The sequence below is a fragment of the Streptomyces sp. NPDC054786 genome, assembly GCF_053611685.1.
This window is the reverse complement of record NZ_JBSHAW010000011.1, coordinates 30157-45256: the sequence shown is the minus strand read 5'-3', so window position 1 is coordinate 45256 and position 15100 is coordinate 30157. Positions and strand designations below refer to the sequence as shown.

Annotated in this window: 11 protein-coding genes and 1 pseudogene; 5 read left to right on the top strand and 7 right to left on the bottom strand. The window is 69.3% G+C overall.

The genetic code is table 11. The features are described from left to right. Positions 1 to 634 precede the first annotated feature (634 nt). From ACWGI6_RS11685 to ACWGI6_RS11675, 3 genes are all read left to right on the top strand, one after another. Complete coding sequence (locus ACWGI6_RS11685; protein WP_453267330.1) at positions 635 to 6643, top strand: RHS repeat domain-containing protein; 6009 nt, start codon at positions 635 to 637, stop codon at positions 6641 to 6643. Beyond that, positions 6640 to 7008 (top strand): hypothetical protein, encoded by a 369-nt coding sequence (locus ACWGI6_RS11680; protein WP_453267329.1) that lies wholly within the window; start codon positions 6640 to 6642, stop codon positions 7006 to 7008. The genes ACWGI6_RS11685 and ACWGI6_RS11680 overlap by 4 nt, the downstream gene beginning before the upstream one ends. Before the next feature lie 211 nt (positions 7009 to 7219). Beyond that, positions 7220 to 7606, top strand: coding sequence for a DUF5958 family protein (locus ACWGI6_RS11675; protein ID WP_453267328.1), 387 nt, complete (start codon positions 7220 to 7222; stop codon positions 7604 to 7606). Positions 7607 to 7895: 289 nt separating this feature from the next. Here ACWGI6_RS11675 and ACWGI6_RS11670 read toward each other — a convergent pair. The 3 genes and pseudogenes from ACWGI6_RS11670 to ACWGI6_RS11660 form a co-directional block, all read right to left on the bottom strand. Further along, positions 7896 to 8711: pseudogene (locus tag ACWGI6_RS11670) on the bottom strand (3'-5' exonuclease); the annotation flags it as partial. Positions 8712 to 8769: 58 nt separating this feature from the next. Further along, positions 8770 to 9630, bottom strand: a complete 861-nt coding sequence (locus ACWGI6_RS11665) for a DUF6083 domain-containing protein (protein WP_453267327.1) — start codon at positions 9628 to 9630, stop codon at positions 8770 to 8772. Between the two features lie 157 nt (positions 9631 to 9787). Beyond that, on the bottom strand, positions 9788 to 10051 hold the full coding sequence (locus tag ACWGI6_RS11660) for a helix-turn-helix transcriptional regulator (RefSeq protein WP_453267326.1): 264 nt from the start codon (positions 10049 to 10051) through the stop codon (positions 9788 to 9790). A gap of 384 nt (positions 10052 to 10435) precedes the next feature. Here ACWGI6_RS11660 and ACWGI6_RS11655 point away from each other — a divergent pair, with 384 nt between their 5' ends. Both ACWGI6_RS11655 and ACWGI6_RS11650 read left to right on the top strand, forming a co-directional pair. After that, the gene (locus tag ACWGI6_RS11655; RefSeq protein ID WP_453267325.1) at positions 10436 to 11062 is read left to right on the top strand and encodes a helicase associated domain-containing protein; all 627 of its coding nucleotides are present in this window, start codon (positions 10436 to 10438) and stop codon (positions 11060 to 11062) included. A 319-nt stretch (positions 11063 to 11381) separates the two neighbouring features. Beyond that, a complete protein-coding gene (locus ACWGI6_RS11650; protein WP_453267324.1) occupies positions 11382 to 12251 on the top strand; it encodes a TIGR03619 family F420-dependent LLM class oxidoreductase in 870 nt (289 codons plus the stop codon). 571 nt (positions 12252 to 12822) lie between these two features. Here ACWGI6_RS11650 and ACWGI6_RS11645 read toward each other — a convergent pair. From ACWGI6_RS11645 to ACWGI6_RS11630, 4 genes are all read right to left on the bottom strand, one after another. After that, entirely contained in the window at positions 12823 to 13107 is a 285-nt protein-coding gene (locus ACWGI6_RS11645; protein ID WP_453267323.1) for a hypothetical protein, read from the bottom strand. 429 nt (positions 13108 to 13536) lie between these two features. Next, a complete protein-coding gene (locus tag ACWGI6_RS11640) occupies positions 13537 to 13857 on the bottom strand; it encodes a hypothetical protein (protein ID WP_453267322.1) in 321 nt (106 codons plus the stop codon). Beyond that, a complete protein-coding gene (locus ACWGI6_RS11635) occupies positions 13794 to 13967 on the bottom strand; it encodes a relaxase domain-containing protein (protein WP_453267416.1) in 174 nt (57 codons plus the stop codon). The genes ACWGI6_RS11640 and ACWGI6_RS11635 overlap by 64 nt, the downstream gene beginning before the upstream one ends. A gap of 231 nt (positions 13968 to 14198) precedes the next feature. Beyond that, complete coding sequence (locus ACWGI6_RS11630; RefSeq protein ID WP_453267321.1) at positions 14199 to 14651, bottom strand: helix-turn-helix transcriptional regulator; 453 nt, start codon at positions 14649 to 14651, stop codon at positions 14199 to 14201. Positions 14652 to 15100: the final 449 nt, after the last annotated feature.

The window sequence follows — 15100 nt, the reverse complement described above, 5'->3', positions numbered from 1 at the left end:
TGCGCCGCCCCGTCCCCCGGCCTGTCGGGGCGCCCCCCCCCCGGGCCGCCCGGGGGGGGGGGGGGGGGGGGGGGGGGGGGGGCGGGCCCCCCCCCCCCCCCCCGCCACACACCGAGCAGACATTTCCTGACGTAGGCAACACCGCGGCGCCACGGGCGCACCTGCGGTGAGCGGCAAAGGGTGGACGGACATGAACGGCATGCTTGGCCTGGTCACACACGCCGTGCTGCGGCGCAGACTCGCCGTGGGCATCTCCACGGTGCTCGTCGGCTCCCTGTTACCGGTCCTGCCGGCGGTGGCACAACCCGCCGCAGCTGCGGGTGCGGGTGCGGGTGCGGCAGAGCGTGCGGATGTCGGCATGGCCGTGCCCGGCTCCTCCGGCGCACGGATCAGGCCCCGGAAGCTGCCTGCGGGGCCGCGAACCCCCGCGCCGCGCCCCCAGCGCGACTGGCCCGAGGCTGCCACGGCCACCATCCGCCTGACCGGGCCCGGCGCCTCGCCACCGTCGGCCACGGCAGGTGGGAAGGGCAGGCGGCTTCCCCTGACCCTGGCTCCCTCAGCCGCCCGATCGGGCAAGCCGGCCAAGTCCGCAGGGGCGAAGCTCAGTGCGCCGGACGGGACGGTGCCGGCATCGGTGACCGCACGTGTCCTGAGCCGGCAGCACAGCCGCCGGGCCGGTGTCGACGGGCTGCTGTTCACCCTTCAGCCGGCCCAGAGCCCGACGGCGGCCGCCCGTCATGAGCCGGGCCCGCTGCGGGTGGGCGTCGACTACGGCGACTTCGCCGGGGCCTACGGCGGTGGCTACGCCTCCCGGCTGCGTCTGGTCGAACTCCCCGCGTGCGCGGTGACCGCCCCGGACAAGGCCAAGTGCCGCACCGCGAAGCCGCTGGCCACCCGCAACGACACCGAGAAGCACACCCTGACCGCGTCCTCGGTGCCCCTGCGCGCGAACGGGCCCACCGTGCTGGCGGCGGTCGGTGACGACAAGAGCGTCAAGGGCGACTACAAGGCCACCAGTCTCGCCCCGTCCGCCACCTGGGACACCAACCTCAACACCGGTGACTTCACCTGGTCCTACGACATGCCCGTCCCCGAGGTCCCCGGCGGCCTCAAGCCGAACGTGGGCCTGTCGTACTCCTCCGGCTCGATCGACGGCCGCACCGGCAACAGCAACAACCAGGGGTCCTGGGCCGGCGACGGCTTCGAGCTGTGGCCCGGCTACATCGAGCGTCGCTACAAGCCCTGCTCCGACGACGGGGAGAAGCACGCCGACGGCAACAAGCCGGGCGACCTGTGCTGGGGGTACGACAACGCTTTCCTTTCCTTCAACGGCAAGGCCGGTGAGCTCGTCCCCGCGGGCAAGGACACATGGAAGCTGCAGAGCGACGACGGCACGAAGATCAGGCGGCTGACGTCGTCGGCACGGGACAACGGCGACAACGACAGCGAGTACTGGGAGCTGACCGACCCGTCCGGCACCCGCTTCTACTTCGGCTACCACAAGCTGCCCGGCTGGGCCGCCGGGAAAGACACCACGGACTCGACGTGGACCGTCCCGGTCTTCGGCAACGACAGCGGCGAGGACTGCCACAAGGACACCTTCAAGGACTCCTGGTGCCAGCAGGGGTGGCGCTGGAACCTCGACTACGTCGTCGACCCGCACGGCGACGCGGTCTCGTACTACTACGGCAAGGAGACCAACTCCTACGGCCGCGACCTGGACAAGGACGACGACACCCCCTACACCCGCGGCGGCTACCTCAAGCGCATCGAATACGGCCGCACCTCCGCCGACCTCTACGCGGGCAAACCCCTCGCCCGGGTGTCCTTCACCAACGCCGAGCGCTGTCTTCCCCAGGACGGAGTGACCTGTGCCGCCGACACCATCGACGCCAAGAGGTTCTACTGGTACGACACACCCTGGGACCTGAACTGCAAGGCCGGCACCACCTGTGACCAGGGGCGCCTCTCCCCCACCTTCTGGACCCGCAAGCGCCTGACGGGGGTGACGACCGAGGTCCTCAAGGACGGTGCCCTCACCCCGGTCGACTCCTGGTCGCTGACCCACCGCTGGGGCAAGGCCGACGTCGACTACCAGCTGGAACTCGAGTCCATCCAGCACACCGGCCACACCGACACCACGCCCCTCACCCTGCCGAAGACCACCTTCGCCTACACCCAGCTCGCCAACCGCCTCGACAAAACCGGCGACGGCTACGCCCCCTACGTCAAAGACCGCCTGTCGGCCGTCGACGACGAATACGGCGGCGAGACCGACGTCAACTACTCCGAGCCCGCCTGCGCGTTCAACGACCTGCCCACCCCGGAGTCCAACACCACCCGCTGCTTCCCCCAGTTCATCGGCGGCAGCGCCAGTGACGACATGGACAGGGAGTGGTTCAACAAATACGTCGTCGAATCCGTGACGACCGCCGACCGCACCGGGGGCGCGCCGGACCAGGTCACCCGCTACGACTACCGCGATGATGCGGCCTGGCACTACGACGACGATGACGGGCTGACCAAGGAGAAGTTCAAGACCTGGTCCCAGTGGCGCGGCTACGGCCACGTCCGCGTCCGGACCGGCGGCCAGGGCACGGGTGCGGACGCCATGAAGACGCAGGAGGACAGCTACTTCCTGCGCGGCATGGACGGCGACCGCAAGACCGCGGGGGGCGGCACCAAGGACGTCACCGTCCCCCTGGACGAGGGAGAGGGCGAGCCTCTTACCGACGACGCCTCGGCTGCCGGCTTCGCCTACAAGACCGCCACCTACTCGGCGCCCGGCGGGAAGGTCCTGGCCAAAAGCGTCAGCCGGCCCTGGCACCACGAGACGGCCAAGAAAGTCCGCACCTGGGGCACCGTCACGGCGAACTTCAGCGGCACGGCCAGCACGCGTGCCTGGACCTCGCTCGACGACGGCGCCGGCGCGAAGTGGCGCACGACCACCACCGCCTCCACCTTCGACACCGTCGCCGGCCGCGTCACCGAGGTCAGCGACCGCGGCGACGACTCCACTACGGATGACGACCGGTGCACCCGCACCGCCTACGCCACCAACACCGACCAGAACCTCCTCACCCTGCCCACGCGCGTCGAGACCGTCGCCACCGGATGCGGCAGCAGCCCCGACCGTGCGACGGACGTCATCTCCGATGTCCGCACGGCCTACGACGGGGGCGGCTACGGCGCCGCGCCCGCCAAGGGTGATGCCACCGCCGTCGCCACGCTGAAGAAGCACGACGGCACCACGGCCACCTACCTGGAGTCCGGCACCGCCTACGACGGCTACGGACGCCCGGAGAAGGTCACCGACCTGACAGCCAACATCACCGCCATCGGTGACAGCGCACCCACCCGCACCCCCCGCACCGACGGCCGCACCACCACCACCGCCTACACCCCCACCACCGGCTTCCCCACCAAAACCGTCACCACCACACCCCCCGCCGACGCCAAGGACACCACCACAGCCCAGACCACCACCGAACTCGACCCACTGCGCGGCCAGCCCGCCGCCACCGTCGACACCAACGGCAAGCGCACCACCCTCAAGTACGACGCGCTGGGCCGCTCTGCGAAGGTGTGGCTAGCGGACCGCCGCAGTACCTCACTACTGCCCAACTACCAGTTCGACTACTACGTCGACGAGGGCAAGCCGGCCACCGTGGCCACCCGCACCCTCACTCCCGAGGGCGGCACCCAGACCGTCTCGTACACCCTCTACGACGGCTACCTCCGCCCCCGCCAGACCCAGGAGCCGGGGCCCGACGCCGGCTGGCTGATCAGCGACACCTTCTACAACGAACGCGGTCTGGCAGCCAAGACGTTCGCCCCGTACTACGTCGCCAAGAAGCCGGAACGCGAGCTGTTCAAGCCCGCCGACGCCCTGAGCGTCGAGACCCAGACGTGGAAGACCTACGACGGCCTGGGCCGCGAGACCGAAAGCCGTGACGTCGCCGGCAACGGCGAAGGCGGCAAGGTCCTCGCCGTCACCAGCACGCTCTACCGCGGCGACCGCACCACCGTCATCCCGCCCACCGGCGCCACCGCCACCACCACGCTGACCGACGCCCGCGGGCAGACCACCCAGCTCCTGCGGCACCGCTCCCGCGCCGCCGACGCCCCGGCCCAGACCACCCGCTACGCCCACACCCCGGCAGGCAAGCTCGCAGGCGTCACCGACCCGGCAGGAAACACCTGGGCCTACCAGTACGACCAGCTCGGCAACCAGACCTGGTCCAAAGACCCCGACAAGGGCATCACGAAGGCCGCCTTCGACGACCGCGGCCAGCAGATCTCCACCGAGGACGCAGGCGGCGCCGTGCTGGCCACCGTCTACGACGGCCTCGGCCGCAAGACGGAACTGCACGACAAGACCGCGAGCGGCCCCCTGCGCGCCAAGTGGGTCTACGACACCGTCACCGGGGCCAAGGGGCAACTCGCCGAGTCCACCCGCTACGTCGACGGCAAGCCGTACACCAACAAGATCACCCAGTACGACCCCGTCTACCGGCCGCTGCGCACCGCCACGGTCATCCCCGAATCCGAAGGCGCACTGGCCGGCACCTACACCGCCAGTACCAGCCTGTATGCGAACGGTCTGCCCAGAGGGCGCAGCGTCTCCCAGGCAGGCAACATCCTCGGCAAGGGCTGGAACTACGCCTACGACGACCGCACGATGCGGGCGACATCGGTCTACGGCACCGGCATCCGCTCCGACGCCACCTACACGCTCACCGGCAAGCCCCTCACCTACAAGATCGTCGGCAGCGGCAAGCCCGCCCAGGTCACCCACACCTACGAGTGGGGCACCCAGCGCCTGGCCACCTCCCGCGTCGACCGCCAGGACGTCGCAGGCGTCGACCAGTCCGCCACCTACGGCTACGACCCGGCCGGCAACGTCACCTCCCTCTCCGACGTCTCCCGCACCGGAACCGACACCCAGTGCTTCACCTACGACCACCTGCGACGCCTGGCCGAAGCCTGGACCCAGGACGAGAAGGCCTGCGCCGCAGGTCCGGCCGGCAACCTGATCGCGGGCCCGGCCCCGTACTGGCAGTCCTACGGCTACGACGCCGCCGGCAACCGCACCACCCTCACCCAGCACGACCCCACCGGTGACAGCACCAAGGACACCAAGAGCACCTACCGCTACCCCAAGCCCGGCACGCCTCAGCCCCACACCCTCACCGCCGTCGACACCACCGGCCCGACCAGCACCAGCACTTCCACCTACGGATACGACCCCACCGGCAACACCACCACCCGCACCCTGTCCGGCGACCAGCAGACCCTCACCTGGGACGCCGACGGCCACCTCACCAAGGTCACCGAACCAGCCGGCGACAAGGGCACCAAAACCACCAGCTACGTCTACGACGCCGACGGCAACCGCCTGATCACCCGCACCGGCGACCGGACCACCCTCACCCTCGGCGACCACACCGAACTCACCCTCGACAAGGGCGCCGACAAACCCAAGGCCACCCGCTACATCCCCCTCGGCAGCGGCAACCAGGCCGTCCTGTCCGACGACGGCACCTACACCATCACCCTCGCCGACCCCCTCGGCACCGGCCAACTCGCCATCAAGACCGCTGACCAGTCCCTCACCCAACGCCGCAGCCTCCCCTTCGGCGGCCCCCGCGGCACCAAACCCACCAACTGGCCCGGCACCAAAGGCTACGTCGGCGGCACCGACGACACCGCGGACACAGGACTGACACACCTCGGCGCACGCGAGTACGACCCGGAGACCGGCCGCTTCCTCTCCGTCGACCCCGTGATGGACCTGGCCGACTCAGAATCCGCCAACGGATACACCTACGCCGGCAGCAACCCCGTCACCGACTCCGACCCCTCCGGACTATGCCGCCGCGACATCTGCGGAGACGGCTACCCCGTAGCCGGCGACCCCCAACACGCCGGCTACACCGGCCAACGGAAGGGCGAGCGTCCCTTCGGCGGGTCCAGCGGCTTGGGCGCCGCAGGCGCCCACTACACCAGCTCGGTTCACCAGAGCGCGGGGTGGCGAGCGGCTTCCCAGTACGCGTGCGGATGCGAGCGGCCCGAAAGAATGGCCCCCCAGGAAATTCCGCGAACCCCGTTGTTTTTCCCTGCCGGTAGCGTCTTCGGGAAGTTCGAACGTGGAGACTGGCGCGGCGGCCTCCATGACATTTGGTATGGCCCCCCATGCAAATCGGGTGATCTGTGCGAAAACATGGCATACGGCGTCATGCCTATTGTCCCGGGAGGCACGGGTGGGCTCTTAGGCCCGAAGCCGCGTTTTCCTGAGAGCGCTGCCGACGGTGAGCGCTTGCGCAGACAGCTCAGCCAAGAGTCGGGAAGGCTCCCCGGAGTTCGCTCTTATGAGGACATCTTTGACACTCCCTCCATCCTGAGAGGGGGCGTTAAACCGGATCAGGTTCGCCCATTCTTTGAAGGCAAGAAGGGGTGGCAGGAAGAAACATTGAGAAATGGAAAGAATGAAAATGGCGGCTGGGTAATCCGCGAATATACAGATCGCGGACACGAAACCGGGAGGATGCTTAGATGGAATCCTGGCGGCGGCCATCACGGCAAGGGGGCATACTGGAGAGCCGTAGGACCCGAAGGGGATCTGGGAGGAATCATTCGATGAGCGCAGAGGAAGGCATGGCGAGATTCCAACGATGGACATTGTCTGCATTGGAGCTGCTCAGCGCAACGCCGGATCGTCAATCGGCTTATGCTCGGGAGTCGAATGTGGACCTGGATGAAATCGTGCTGCAGTTCGACGACGTGTTGCATGTCGCTCGCGCTAGAGTAAGTGACGGCTCCCTCAACGAAGCACACTACCTCGCACTCCTTGAGGTCAACGAACGAGTGGACTCCGTTCTCGAGATGCCAGATCCCATCTGGACCAGCACCGCTCTTGAAAATTCAGCAGAGTGGAGAGAACTGCGAATTAGCGCAGGGGCAGCAAAGGCGAAGTTGGAAAAGGCTTGGAGGCTGACCACTGAGTAATATCCAGGAAAGTCCTATTCTTTCAAGGCGAGTACACCTACCCTGGCAACAGAGATGAGCTACAAGGTCCAAGAATGGCCGTGCAGCCGCAGGGAAATCCCCTCCCGGGATCATCGGTTGCGCGGCACTCAACTTCGCCAGTTACGTCACCTCGGACGTAGAGCCTCGGCTGGATGCTCAGGGTGAGATCGACCTGGAAAAAGATAACTCGATGACCCCCTCAGAACGAATCATCAATGAAATGGCTCAAGGACTCCTCTCCTTGGAGGAGGGCGTAAAGTGGTTCACCTCGCTAGAGGAGGCCGATAAAAAAGAAGTGCTGCGTGAAATCGGCTGCTACGCCATGCAGGCCCACATCACAACGCAGGACGGCCGGGAAGGCGTTGCCAAATCCGGCGTGAAGCCCACGATGACCCCTGCGGTGCTGATCGTCCGGGAACCAATCCTCGATCGGATGGCGACGATCATCAATCTTCCAGCCGCGGAGTATACGAAGGCTTTTCGCGTCCTCATTTCCACTTTCTCCGTGGCAGACACGCGCCGCAGAGAAACAGAGTGCCGGGGAGCCTGCACTCACGAATGGCATAATCTGGAGTAATTCAACGTGGGCCAACCCGAGGACCACTCAGCCAGCTTTTCTGATCTGGCAGGTGAAACGGGAAAGGCTGGTGCCCGCCGGCGCCGCCAGCCCTTCCCCACTGCCTGGTTGGTTGCCCGCAGTCTGCGGGCTACAGCCCGTCTCATCAGCCGACCCCCGTCCAGCACGTCTCTCTTCATTGCAGCCGAACGGCACACACAAAGTCCCGGGGGATTCTGCAGTGGTTCGGCCGATCATTTCCTTCCTCAAGGCACGCAGTGTGTTCTCCTGAGGGGCCTGTAGGACCTGGTCAACCGTTGATGCAAGTGCGCTTTGCAACGTCCGCGCCATACGTCAGGAGTCTGGACGGGGTGGCATAGAGACTGCCACCAGGGTGTTGTTCGACCCAAGCGAGGCCTCCGATGTCGAGTCGGGTCCAGGTGCGGGTCACGGCGACGTAGGCAAGACGGGCTTCGGCGTCATCGATCGGGCCAGGAATGGGACGGCCGGAATCGTCTTGCTCGCCGCTGTCCCGAGGTGGGGGAAAGTCGTCGGCGATCCGCACGCTGGGCCATTCGCGGCCTTTCGCTTTGTGCGCGGTCGAGACGGTCACGTGCGCCTGGTCTTCATCAGTGAGCTGGCTGACGGCAGCGAGGATGGCGTCCGTGCCGTGCTTTCTAACGAGATCTATCAGCGGCTGCAGGTCGCGGCCTGCTGGGTCGTAGGAGGCGTAGTCCTGCAAGTCGCCCCAGGAGGTGAACAGCACGAGTTCGGGGTGACTGGTTCGGCGGCCTTCCTTCAGGTCGCGGGCGGCCAAGGCCAGGGCGCGCAAGCTGTCACCTCCCCCGACGAGGGCTACGCGGCGTCCGGTAGCGCGGAGTTGGACGACTTCGGTGATGGCGCCGACGTTCGTGCGGCACAAGACGGCGTCCGGGCAGGAGACCAAGCCGAGTTCGGTGGGGATCGCTTCACTGCCTTGCAGGCGGATCGGTGCGCCGGCGATGGCGAGCCAGCGGTTGGCTTCGTGGGCGAGGAGCGGGCCGAAGCGGAAGGACTTCGACAGGGCCAGGTCGGTGCCGCCGAAGCCGGTCATGACGTCTTTGGCGCCGCGCCATTGATAGATGGCCGGTTCGCGGTTGTGGTGCGCGGGACGGGGGGGGTGGCGGTGGGCTGAGCCGCGGGTGTCACTTGCTGCGTCCGCGGTGGCGGATGGCGGTGGGCAGGCGGGGGTGCATGTGCGAGTGATGCATCAGTGGGTCGAAGACCTCCCACTCGGCGAGCGCGAGGTCGGCGGCTTGTGAGGTGGCTGCGTGGAGGGGGCAGCGTTGAGTGCGCCAGCGCAGTTGCTCTGTGTAGGGCAGTTGGCCCAGGTCGTAGACGGCCATCTCGAATACGGGAAAGGTGAGTTGGCCGTGGGAGTGCGTGGCCGACAGGAGTGTCCAGGTTCCCGTCGGTGCGTCCGGGGCGAGGACGGGGTGGGTGCAGCGGTGGCGTGGGTGGGTCTGTGCAACGCACGGGATGTCGTCGAGGGGGCGCTGTGCGAGGTAGCGGCAGTACAGAAGTTGCACCACGGGTCGGGCGGGCTGGCACGGCGTGGTGGGTGGGGCTGGTGCGGGTTCGGTGGGGTGTGGTGTGAAGGCGCCGGTGTCGAGCAGGCGTCGGGTGCGCAGTGCGAGGTGGCGGCGCAGTTCGGCGAGCTGTGCGGTGAGTGGCGCGGTGACGGGGTGTGCGGGCAGAGGGTGGTGTGGGGGACGCGGCACCAGGGTGTGCCGTCCTGCGGGGTGGGCGAGGCCGGAGCTGACGTGCCAGCGGCATCGGGCGGGAACGGCGGCTGCGGTCATCTCGTGCGGATGGAGGCTGATGGGGTGTTGGTTGGTGCGGGTGTACCAGTCGATGCGGTTGCCGCTGTCGCGGCAGCGTGCCGGCTGAGGCGCACACAGCAGACGGCTGGGGCTGACCGTAGCGACGCTCAGGGCACGTGGGCGGTGGTGCGGGCGGGTGGGGCTGCCGTCCCATCGGCGGGCTGGCAAGGCGGTGGAGCGCATGGCCGTGAAAGTGACAGTCGGCGCACCGGAATCGCGGTGCCCATGCCGTCCCCATCCCACGGATGGCTCACTTGCGGCGCGAATACATTCGATTCGCCTCTGTGCGTTCGCGGTCGAGGCCCGGATCGGGCGAACTGCCCGGGGCGGGGCAGGAAGGCTATTCGGCGGCGTCGGCTGGTGGCGTGTGGCCCTTGCAGAGGGCGCCGAAGAGGTGCTCGATGGAGACGTCGAGGGCGTGGGCGAGGGCGTGCCAGGTCTTGAGGCTGCCGATGGTGCGGCCCTGCTCGATCTCGATGAGGGTGCGTCTGGCCAGGCCACTGCGGCGGGCGAGTTCGTCGTAGGGCCATCCGCGCTCGCCCCGCAGCCGTCCCAGCTCCAGGCGCAGGGCGGTGAGGTTCGGGTCGGGCGGGAAGATCGTCACCTTCTTATCCGAAGGTGCAGACCCCTGCCCTGTCAGTGCAGACCTCTGCCCTATTTCCGCAGGTGACGGCCACGCGAAAGAGGGCAGAGGTCTGCACTAACGTTCCGCCCGCCCCTCTCCCACCACCGCGTCGATGACTCCGCCGTCGACGCGGACGAGAAAGAAAGGCCTACGGTCATGAGGCTGTGCGCGACCGAACCGACCGTGCGCCGCACCTGGACGGTCGAGCTGCGACCGCAGCACGGCGGCACGGCGGCACGGCGGCACGGCGGCACCTGATGGCCTGCTCTCAGTGCCCCACATCCGGCAGTCCCCTGCCTCTGGCAGCGGCGGCAGCAGCACGGCCGACAGTGGTGGCGCACCTGGCCGTCCACGCCCGCCGTGATGCTCTGCCGGCGCATCTGCGCACGTGCCAGTGCCACGCGCGCGGCTGCCCGTGGCATCCGCGCGCCACCGCGGCTGCTCAGGCCCCATCAGGCTGGTGCTCACCTGCGAACGCGGGGGACGCCTGTGGCGCCTGACCGACGCCTGCACCGCCTGCGCACACGCCACCGCGCACAGCGCCATCGTCCCGGAGTCGGCGCTGACGACATCCCCTCCCCTGCCTCGTCTGCCAAGGCGGCGCCGGAGAAGGAGAGAACCTCGGGAACCTGGGTCCGCAGTGCGGGTCCGGGAGATGCTCAGCCACCTCGCAGCTGCTCTCCCGCCACCCACTACCGCGTCCGCCCGCTTGCTGGGGCCGTGCAGTGCGCCCTGCGCGCCAACAGTCCGGGGAGACTCTGGATGCCCACGGGCCTGCTCAAGGGGCTGCGTATGGGGCTCGGATCAGCACCATGGCAGGAGCTGGAACAGGCCCGGTGGCTGTGCCGTCTGCCGACTGCACACGGCAAAAACCAGGAAGAACACAACCTCCGACTCGGAGCCTGGGTCAGCAACCAACGCTCCCGAGCAGCCACCCGCACCCCGGAGCGCGTGGAGCAACTCTCCGCCATCGCCATGCGATGGACGTGACGGACGGCAGAGGGTGTGTCCTGATCGGGTCACCGCTGTGCTCAGCTGCGGGCTCGCTCTGCTCGAGCCGGACACACCGGGCGGGGCGGCGTGGGGAGGCCCGGTGGCCGAGATTCTCACAGCACAGGAACGGCTGTCGCGGGAGGGCAGAACCGACCCGGCGATCCAGGCCTGCTGAGCAATCCTCGGGCCGGCGCCAACAAGCAGGCCGGCTCCCGCCGATAGGCCGGCGGCCTCGCCCTGCGCCCTCTTGGGCAGCGTGCCGTGTCACCCGGGCGTGTCCGCGCTTCGCACTTAAGGTGACGCGTGGAGGTGGAGTATGCGAGTGGGGTTGCATGCGCTCGGTATCGGTGACGGTGCCCGTCCCGAGGTGATCCGTGCGGTGGCCACAGCCGCGGAGACGCACGGCTTCGCGAGGCTCTGGTGCGGCGAGCACGTGGTGCTCGTGGACGCGCCCGCCTCGCGCTACCCCTACTCCGCGGACGGCCGGATCGCCGTGCCCGCGGACGCGGACTGGCTGGACCCGTTGCTTGCCCTAGCCTTCGCGGCGGCGGTCACCAGCCGGATCGAGCTCGCCTCCGGTGTGCTCCTGCTGCCTGAGCACAACCCGGTCCTGGTCGCCAAACAGGCCGCCACACTCGACGTGCTCTGCGCCGGGCGGTTCAGCCTCGGGGTCGGGGTCGGCTGGTCGGCCGAGGAATTCGCAGCGCTCGGAGTTCCCTTCGCCGACCGCGGGCGGCGCGCCGAAGAGTACCTCGCCGCGATGCGCGCCCTCTGGGCCGAGGACCCGGCGTCCTTCGCAGGGGAGTTCACCCGCTTCGACGCGATCCGGGTCAACCCGAAGCCGCTGCGCGGCGGGCGGCTCCCGGTCGTGGTCGGCGGCAACAGCAACGCCGCCTTGCGCCGCGCGGCCACGCTCGCCGACGGCTGGTACGGCTTCAACGTCCCGGCGGCCGACGTCCCGGCGCGCCTCGCAGTTCTCGCCGATGAGTGCGCCCGCCACGGTCGCGCTGTTGACGAGCTCACGGTCGCCGTCGCGCTGAGCGACGGCATCCCGGAGCACCTCCCCGCTCTCGGTGCGGCGGGCGTCACCGAACTCGTCGTCGTCGGCGCACCGCCGCCCGCTCCCGACGCGGCGACCACCTGGGTCGCGGAACTCGCCCGGACCTGGATTCGCCCGGCGGAATAGCCAGGGCCGGCCGGAGCGCCGGCCGCATGTCCGCAGCATCATCCGGTTCACCGTGAACGTCGTCCCGGTCCCCGGCGATGAGGACACCGCCGACACCTTGGAGACGATGCGGGACGAGCACCTGGTGCTGGCAGCGTCCTTCCACGGTGCGCACCGGTAGCCGCACCGCCGCGCGCACGTGGTGCGCACCGGTGGTGCGTACGGCCGGGAGTGGTGCGCACCCGGGCGGATTCGCTGCTTCGTCACCGGCGATGTCGTGCACTCAGCGGCCGGCTTCTCGCCGTGGTGCGGGCCGGGATGCTCGGGGCGGTGCGCCTGCTGGTTGTTCTCGCGTACCGGGTGCGGTGCGCCGCTGTCCTTCGGTCGGCGTAGCGGTTCATGGTCGCGTGGGTCCGGTCGACCGCCTTAGTGAAGGCGGCCGTGAGTTGCGCAGCCGCTTGTTGGTGAGATCGAGGGCCTCCACATCCACGTCGGTGCGTGACTGCTTGAGGGCCCGCAGCGCCGTCAGGTCGATCGCCGGTCGGGGCGGTGTCCCCGGCTCCGGGCAGCCGGGGTCGGGGCCGGGCTGGGGTCAGGGTCGGGGGTCGGCGCTGGGGCCGGGGCCGGGGTCGAGGTCGGGGTCTTGGCGCGCGAGCATCTGCTCGGGCAGCGCGGCCTGTTGGTGCGCGGCGGCGTCGGACCCCCGGTTTCGCACGGCGGTCGTGGTGCGCAGCTTCTCGCGCACCACCGCGCTGGCAAGGACGGCACGGTCGTGGCGCAGCGGGACGCGGGGTACCTCCCGCTCCCCCGGTTGCCGGTCCGGGGGCGGTGCGCGCGGCCGGCGGGTGCCGGGCGGGTGCGAGGCCGGCAGGCCCATCGGGCGGTGTAGAGGCGGTAGGCCGGTATCCGGCCGTGTGGCGTCTTCGGTTCGCTGATGTCCAGGCAGTGCGCGGCGAGCGCGGCGTCCACGATCTGCTGGTCAGGCCGGGCTCGCGGGTGCGATCGCGCAGGACGAGGGCGAGGTGGCGGCGGGCTTCGGCGAGCAGGTGCCGGCGGTGGACCGGCCACCGCCGTTCACACGAACATCATCGCGGTGACGTCGACGGCGCCAGCGCGATGTCCACGACCTTGGCGACCTGGGCCCGGATCGCTCGGGCTGCGGCGCGGGCGTACTCGAGGAGCGAGTCGATGACATCGACGGCCACCCCGGGGGTGAGGATCGCGCTCGCCCTCCACCAGGCGCGCAGTTGCGCGAGCGGATGGGCCTGCTGCTTGGGCGGGCGGGGCTTGCGGGCAGCGACCCGGTTCAGCTCGGCGTGGGCCCGCTCGGAGACCTCGGGCAGGAAGCGGGCTTGCCGTCCGAAGCGGGCTTGCCGTCGTCGTCCGTGGCGGTGACGTACTCGTGCTCCAGCTCCGTGAGGCAGGCGGCGATCCGCTCACCGCGCCGCGCGGTCCAGCCGATCAGCTCGTACGGCACACCGGCGACCTCCCTCACCGGTCGGCGACCGGCCGTGACGGTCCGCGGCTCGGAGGTCAGCCCCACAGCCTCACACGCCTCAGCCATCACGATTTCGTTGTCCAGCGTCGATGCGGCCACAACGTTCTCGTACAGGGTCTCTGTGAGCACCGAGGCCAAGTGCCGTCCGGGCGCAGGGCTTTGACCGACAGCAGGAGGTGATCGTGCAGCAGCGGCATCCCGGAGCGGGCCTCGTAGTGGCGGAAGTGGGCGGCGACCAGACCGTGCGCGGGGCGGGTACCGGGGCGGGTGCGGGGCGGGTGCCGAGCGGGTGCGGGCGCTTCCAGCGTGTCGGCCTCGGCTCCTTCATCCCCGGCCTGCGCAGAGCGCGCGAGTTCGCGGATTCCAGGGTGGCCATGTGCGTCAACCCGCGCGCCGAGGTCATGGGAAGACTCTCGGCGAGCGGTTTGCGGCGCTGCTTCGTCGCGAACGACGCGGCCGCGTCCGGCGGGTCAAGAGGGGTGGGTGGCGCGGGCATCGGCGGTGCGCCAAGTGCTCGGTGACTGTCCCGTGCCACGCTGGAAGAAGGTGGTGAAGTTCGCGGCGTCCAGGAAGCCCAGGCGCTGCGCGCACCTGCTCACCGGCAGGTCGGTGTGGGCGAGGAGCCGCTTGGCCTCCAGCAGGATTCGCTGGTCCAGGAATTCCTTGGCGCCCACGCCAGTGGCGGCGCGGGCAGCCCGGGTCAGCGTTCGCCGGTCGTAGCCCATCACCCGGGCGTAGTCGGCGACTTGGTGCCACTCGGTGAAGTGCTCCTCGACCGCAGCCCGGTAGCGGTGGAAGACATCCCGATCACGCCCTCCGGCGGTGGGGGTGGGGGTGGGGGTCTCGGCCGGCGGCACGCGCAGGAGCAGCGCTGCCAGCTGGTGGGAGAGCAGCGCGGGAGAGTCCGGCCGCGGTTCCCGCACTGCGTGCTCGCGTCGCAGGTGGTCGGCTGCCAGCCGGGCGAGCGGTTGCGCCTATGGGGGCAGGTGCCAGGAGACGGGCAGCAGCGCACACTCGACCCCACGGCGCCGCCGAGCAGGCGGGCGCCGATACGCGCCACGATCGCGCCTCGTACACCGGACGCAGCGCCTCACGGCGGACGAGACGATCCACTGCGGAGAGGCAGATCAGGACGCCAGGCGGGCTCCAGGCCGACGTCACCCGAGGAAGGGAATCGACAGGGATTGCGCTACGTCCACGGCCTGGGCCTCAGCGCCATCGTGCTGCTCCCCATGGTTTTCTTCATAGCCGTCTTCGCCATGGCCAACTGACCACGCCCGTCCCAACGCGCCTGCTGCAGGCCGGGCCGTCGGTCACTTCCCACCGAAGGGCGGAGTGTCCTGCGGCGCCCACCCAAGAATCTCTTTGCTGA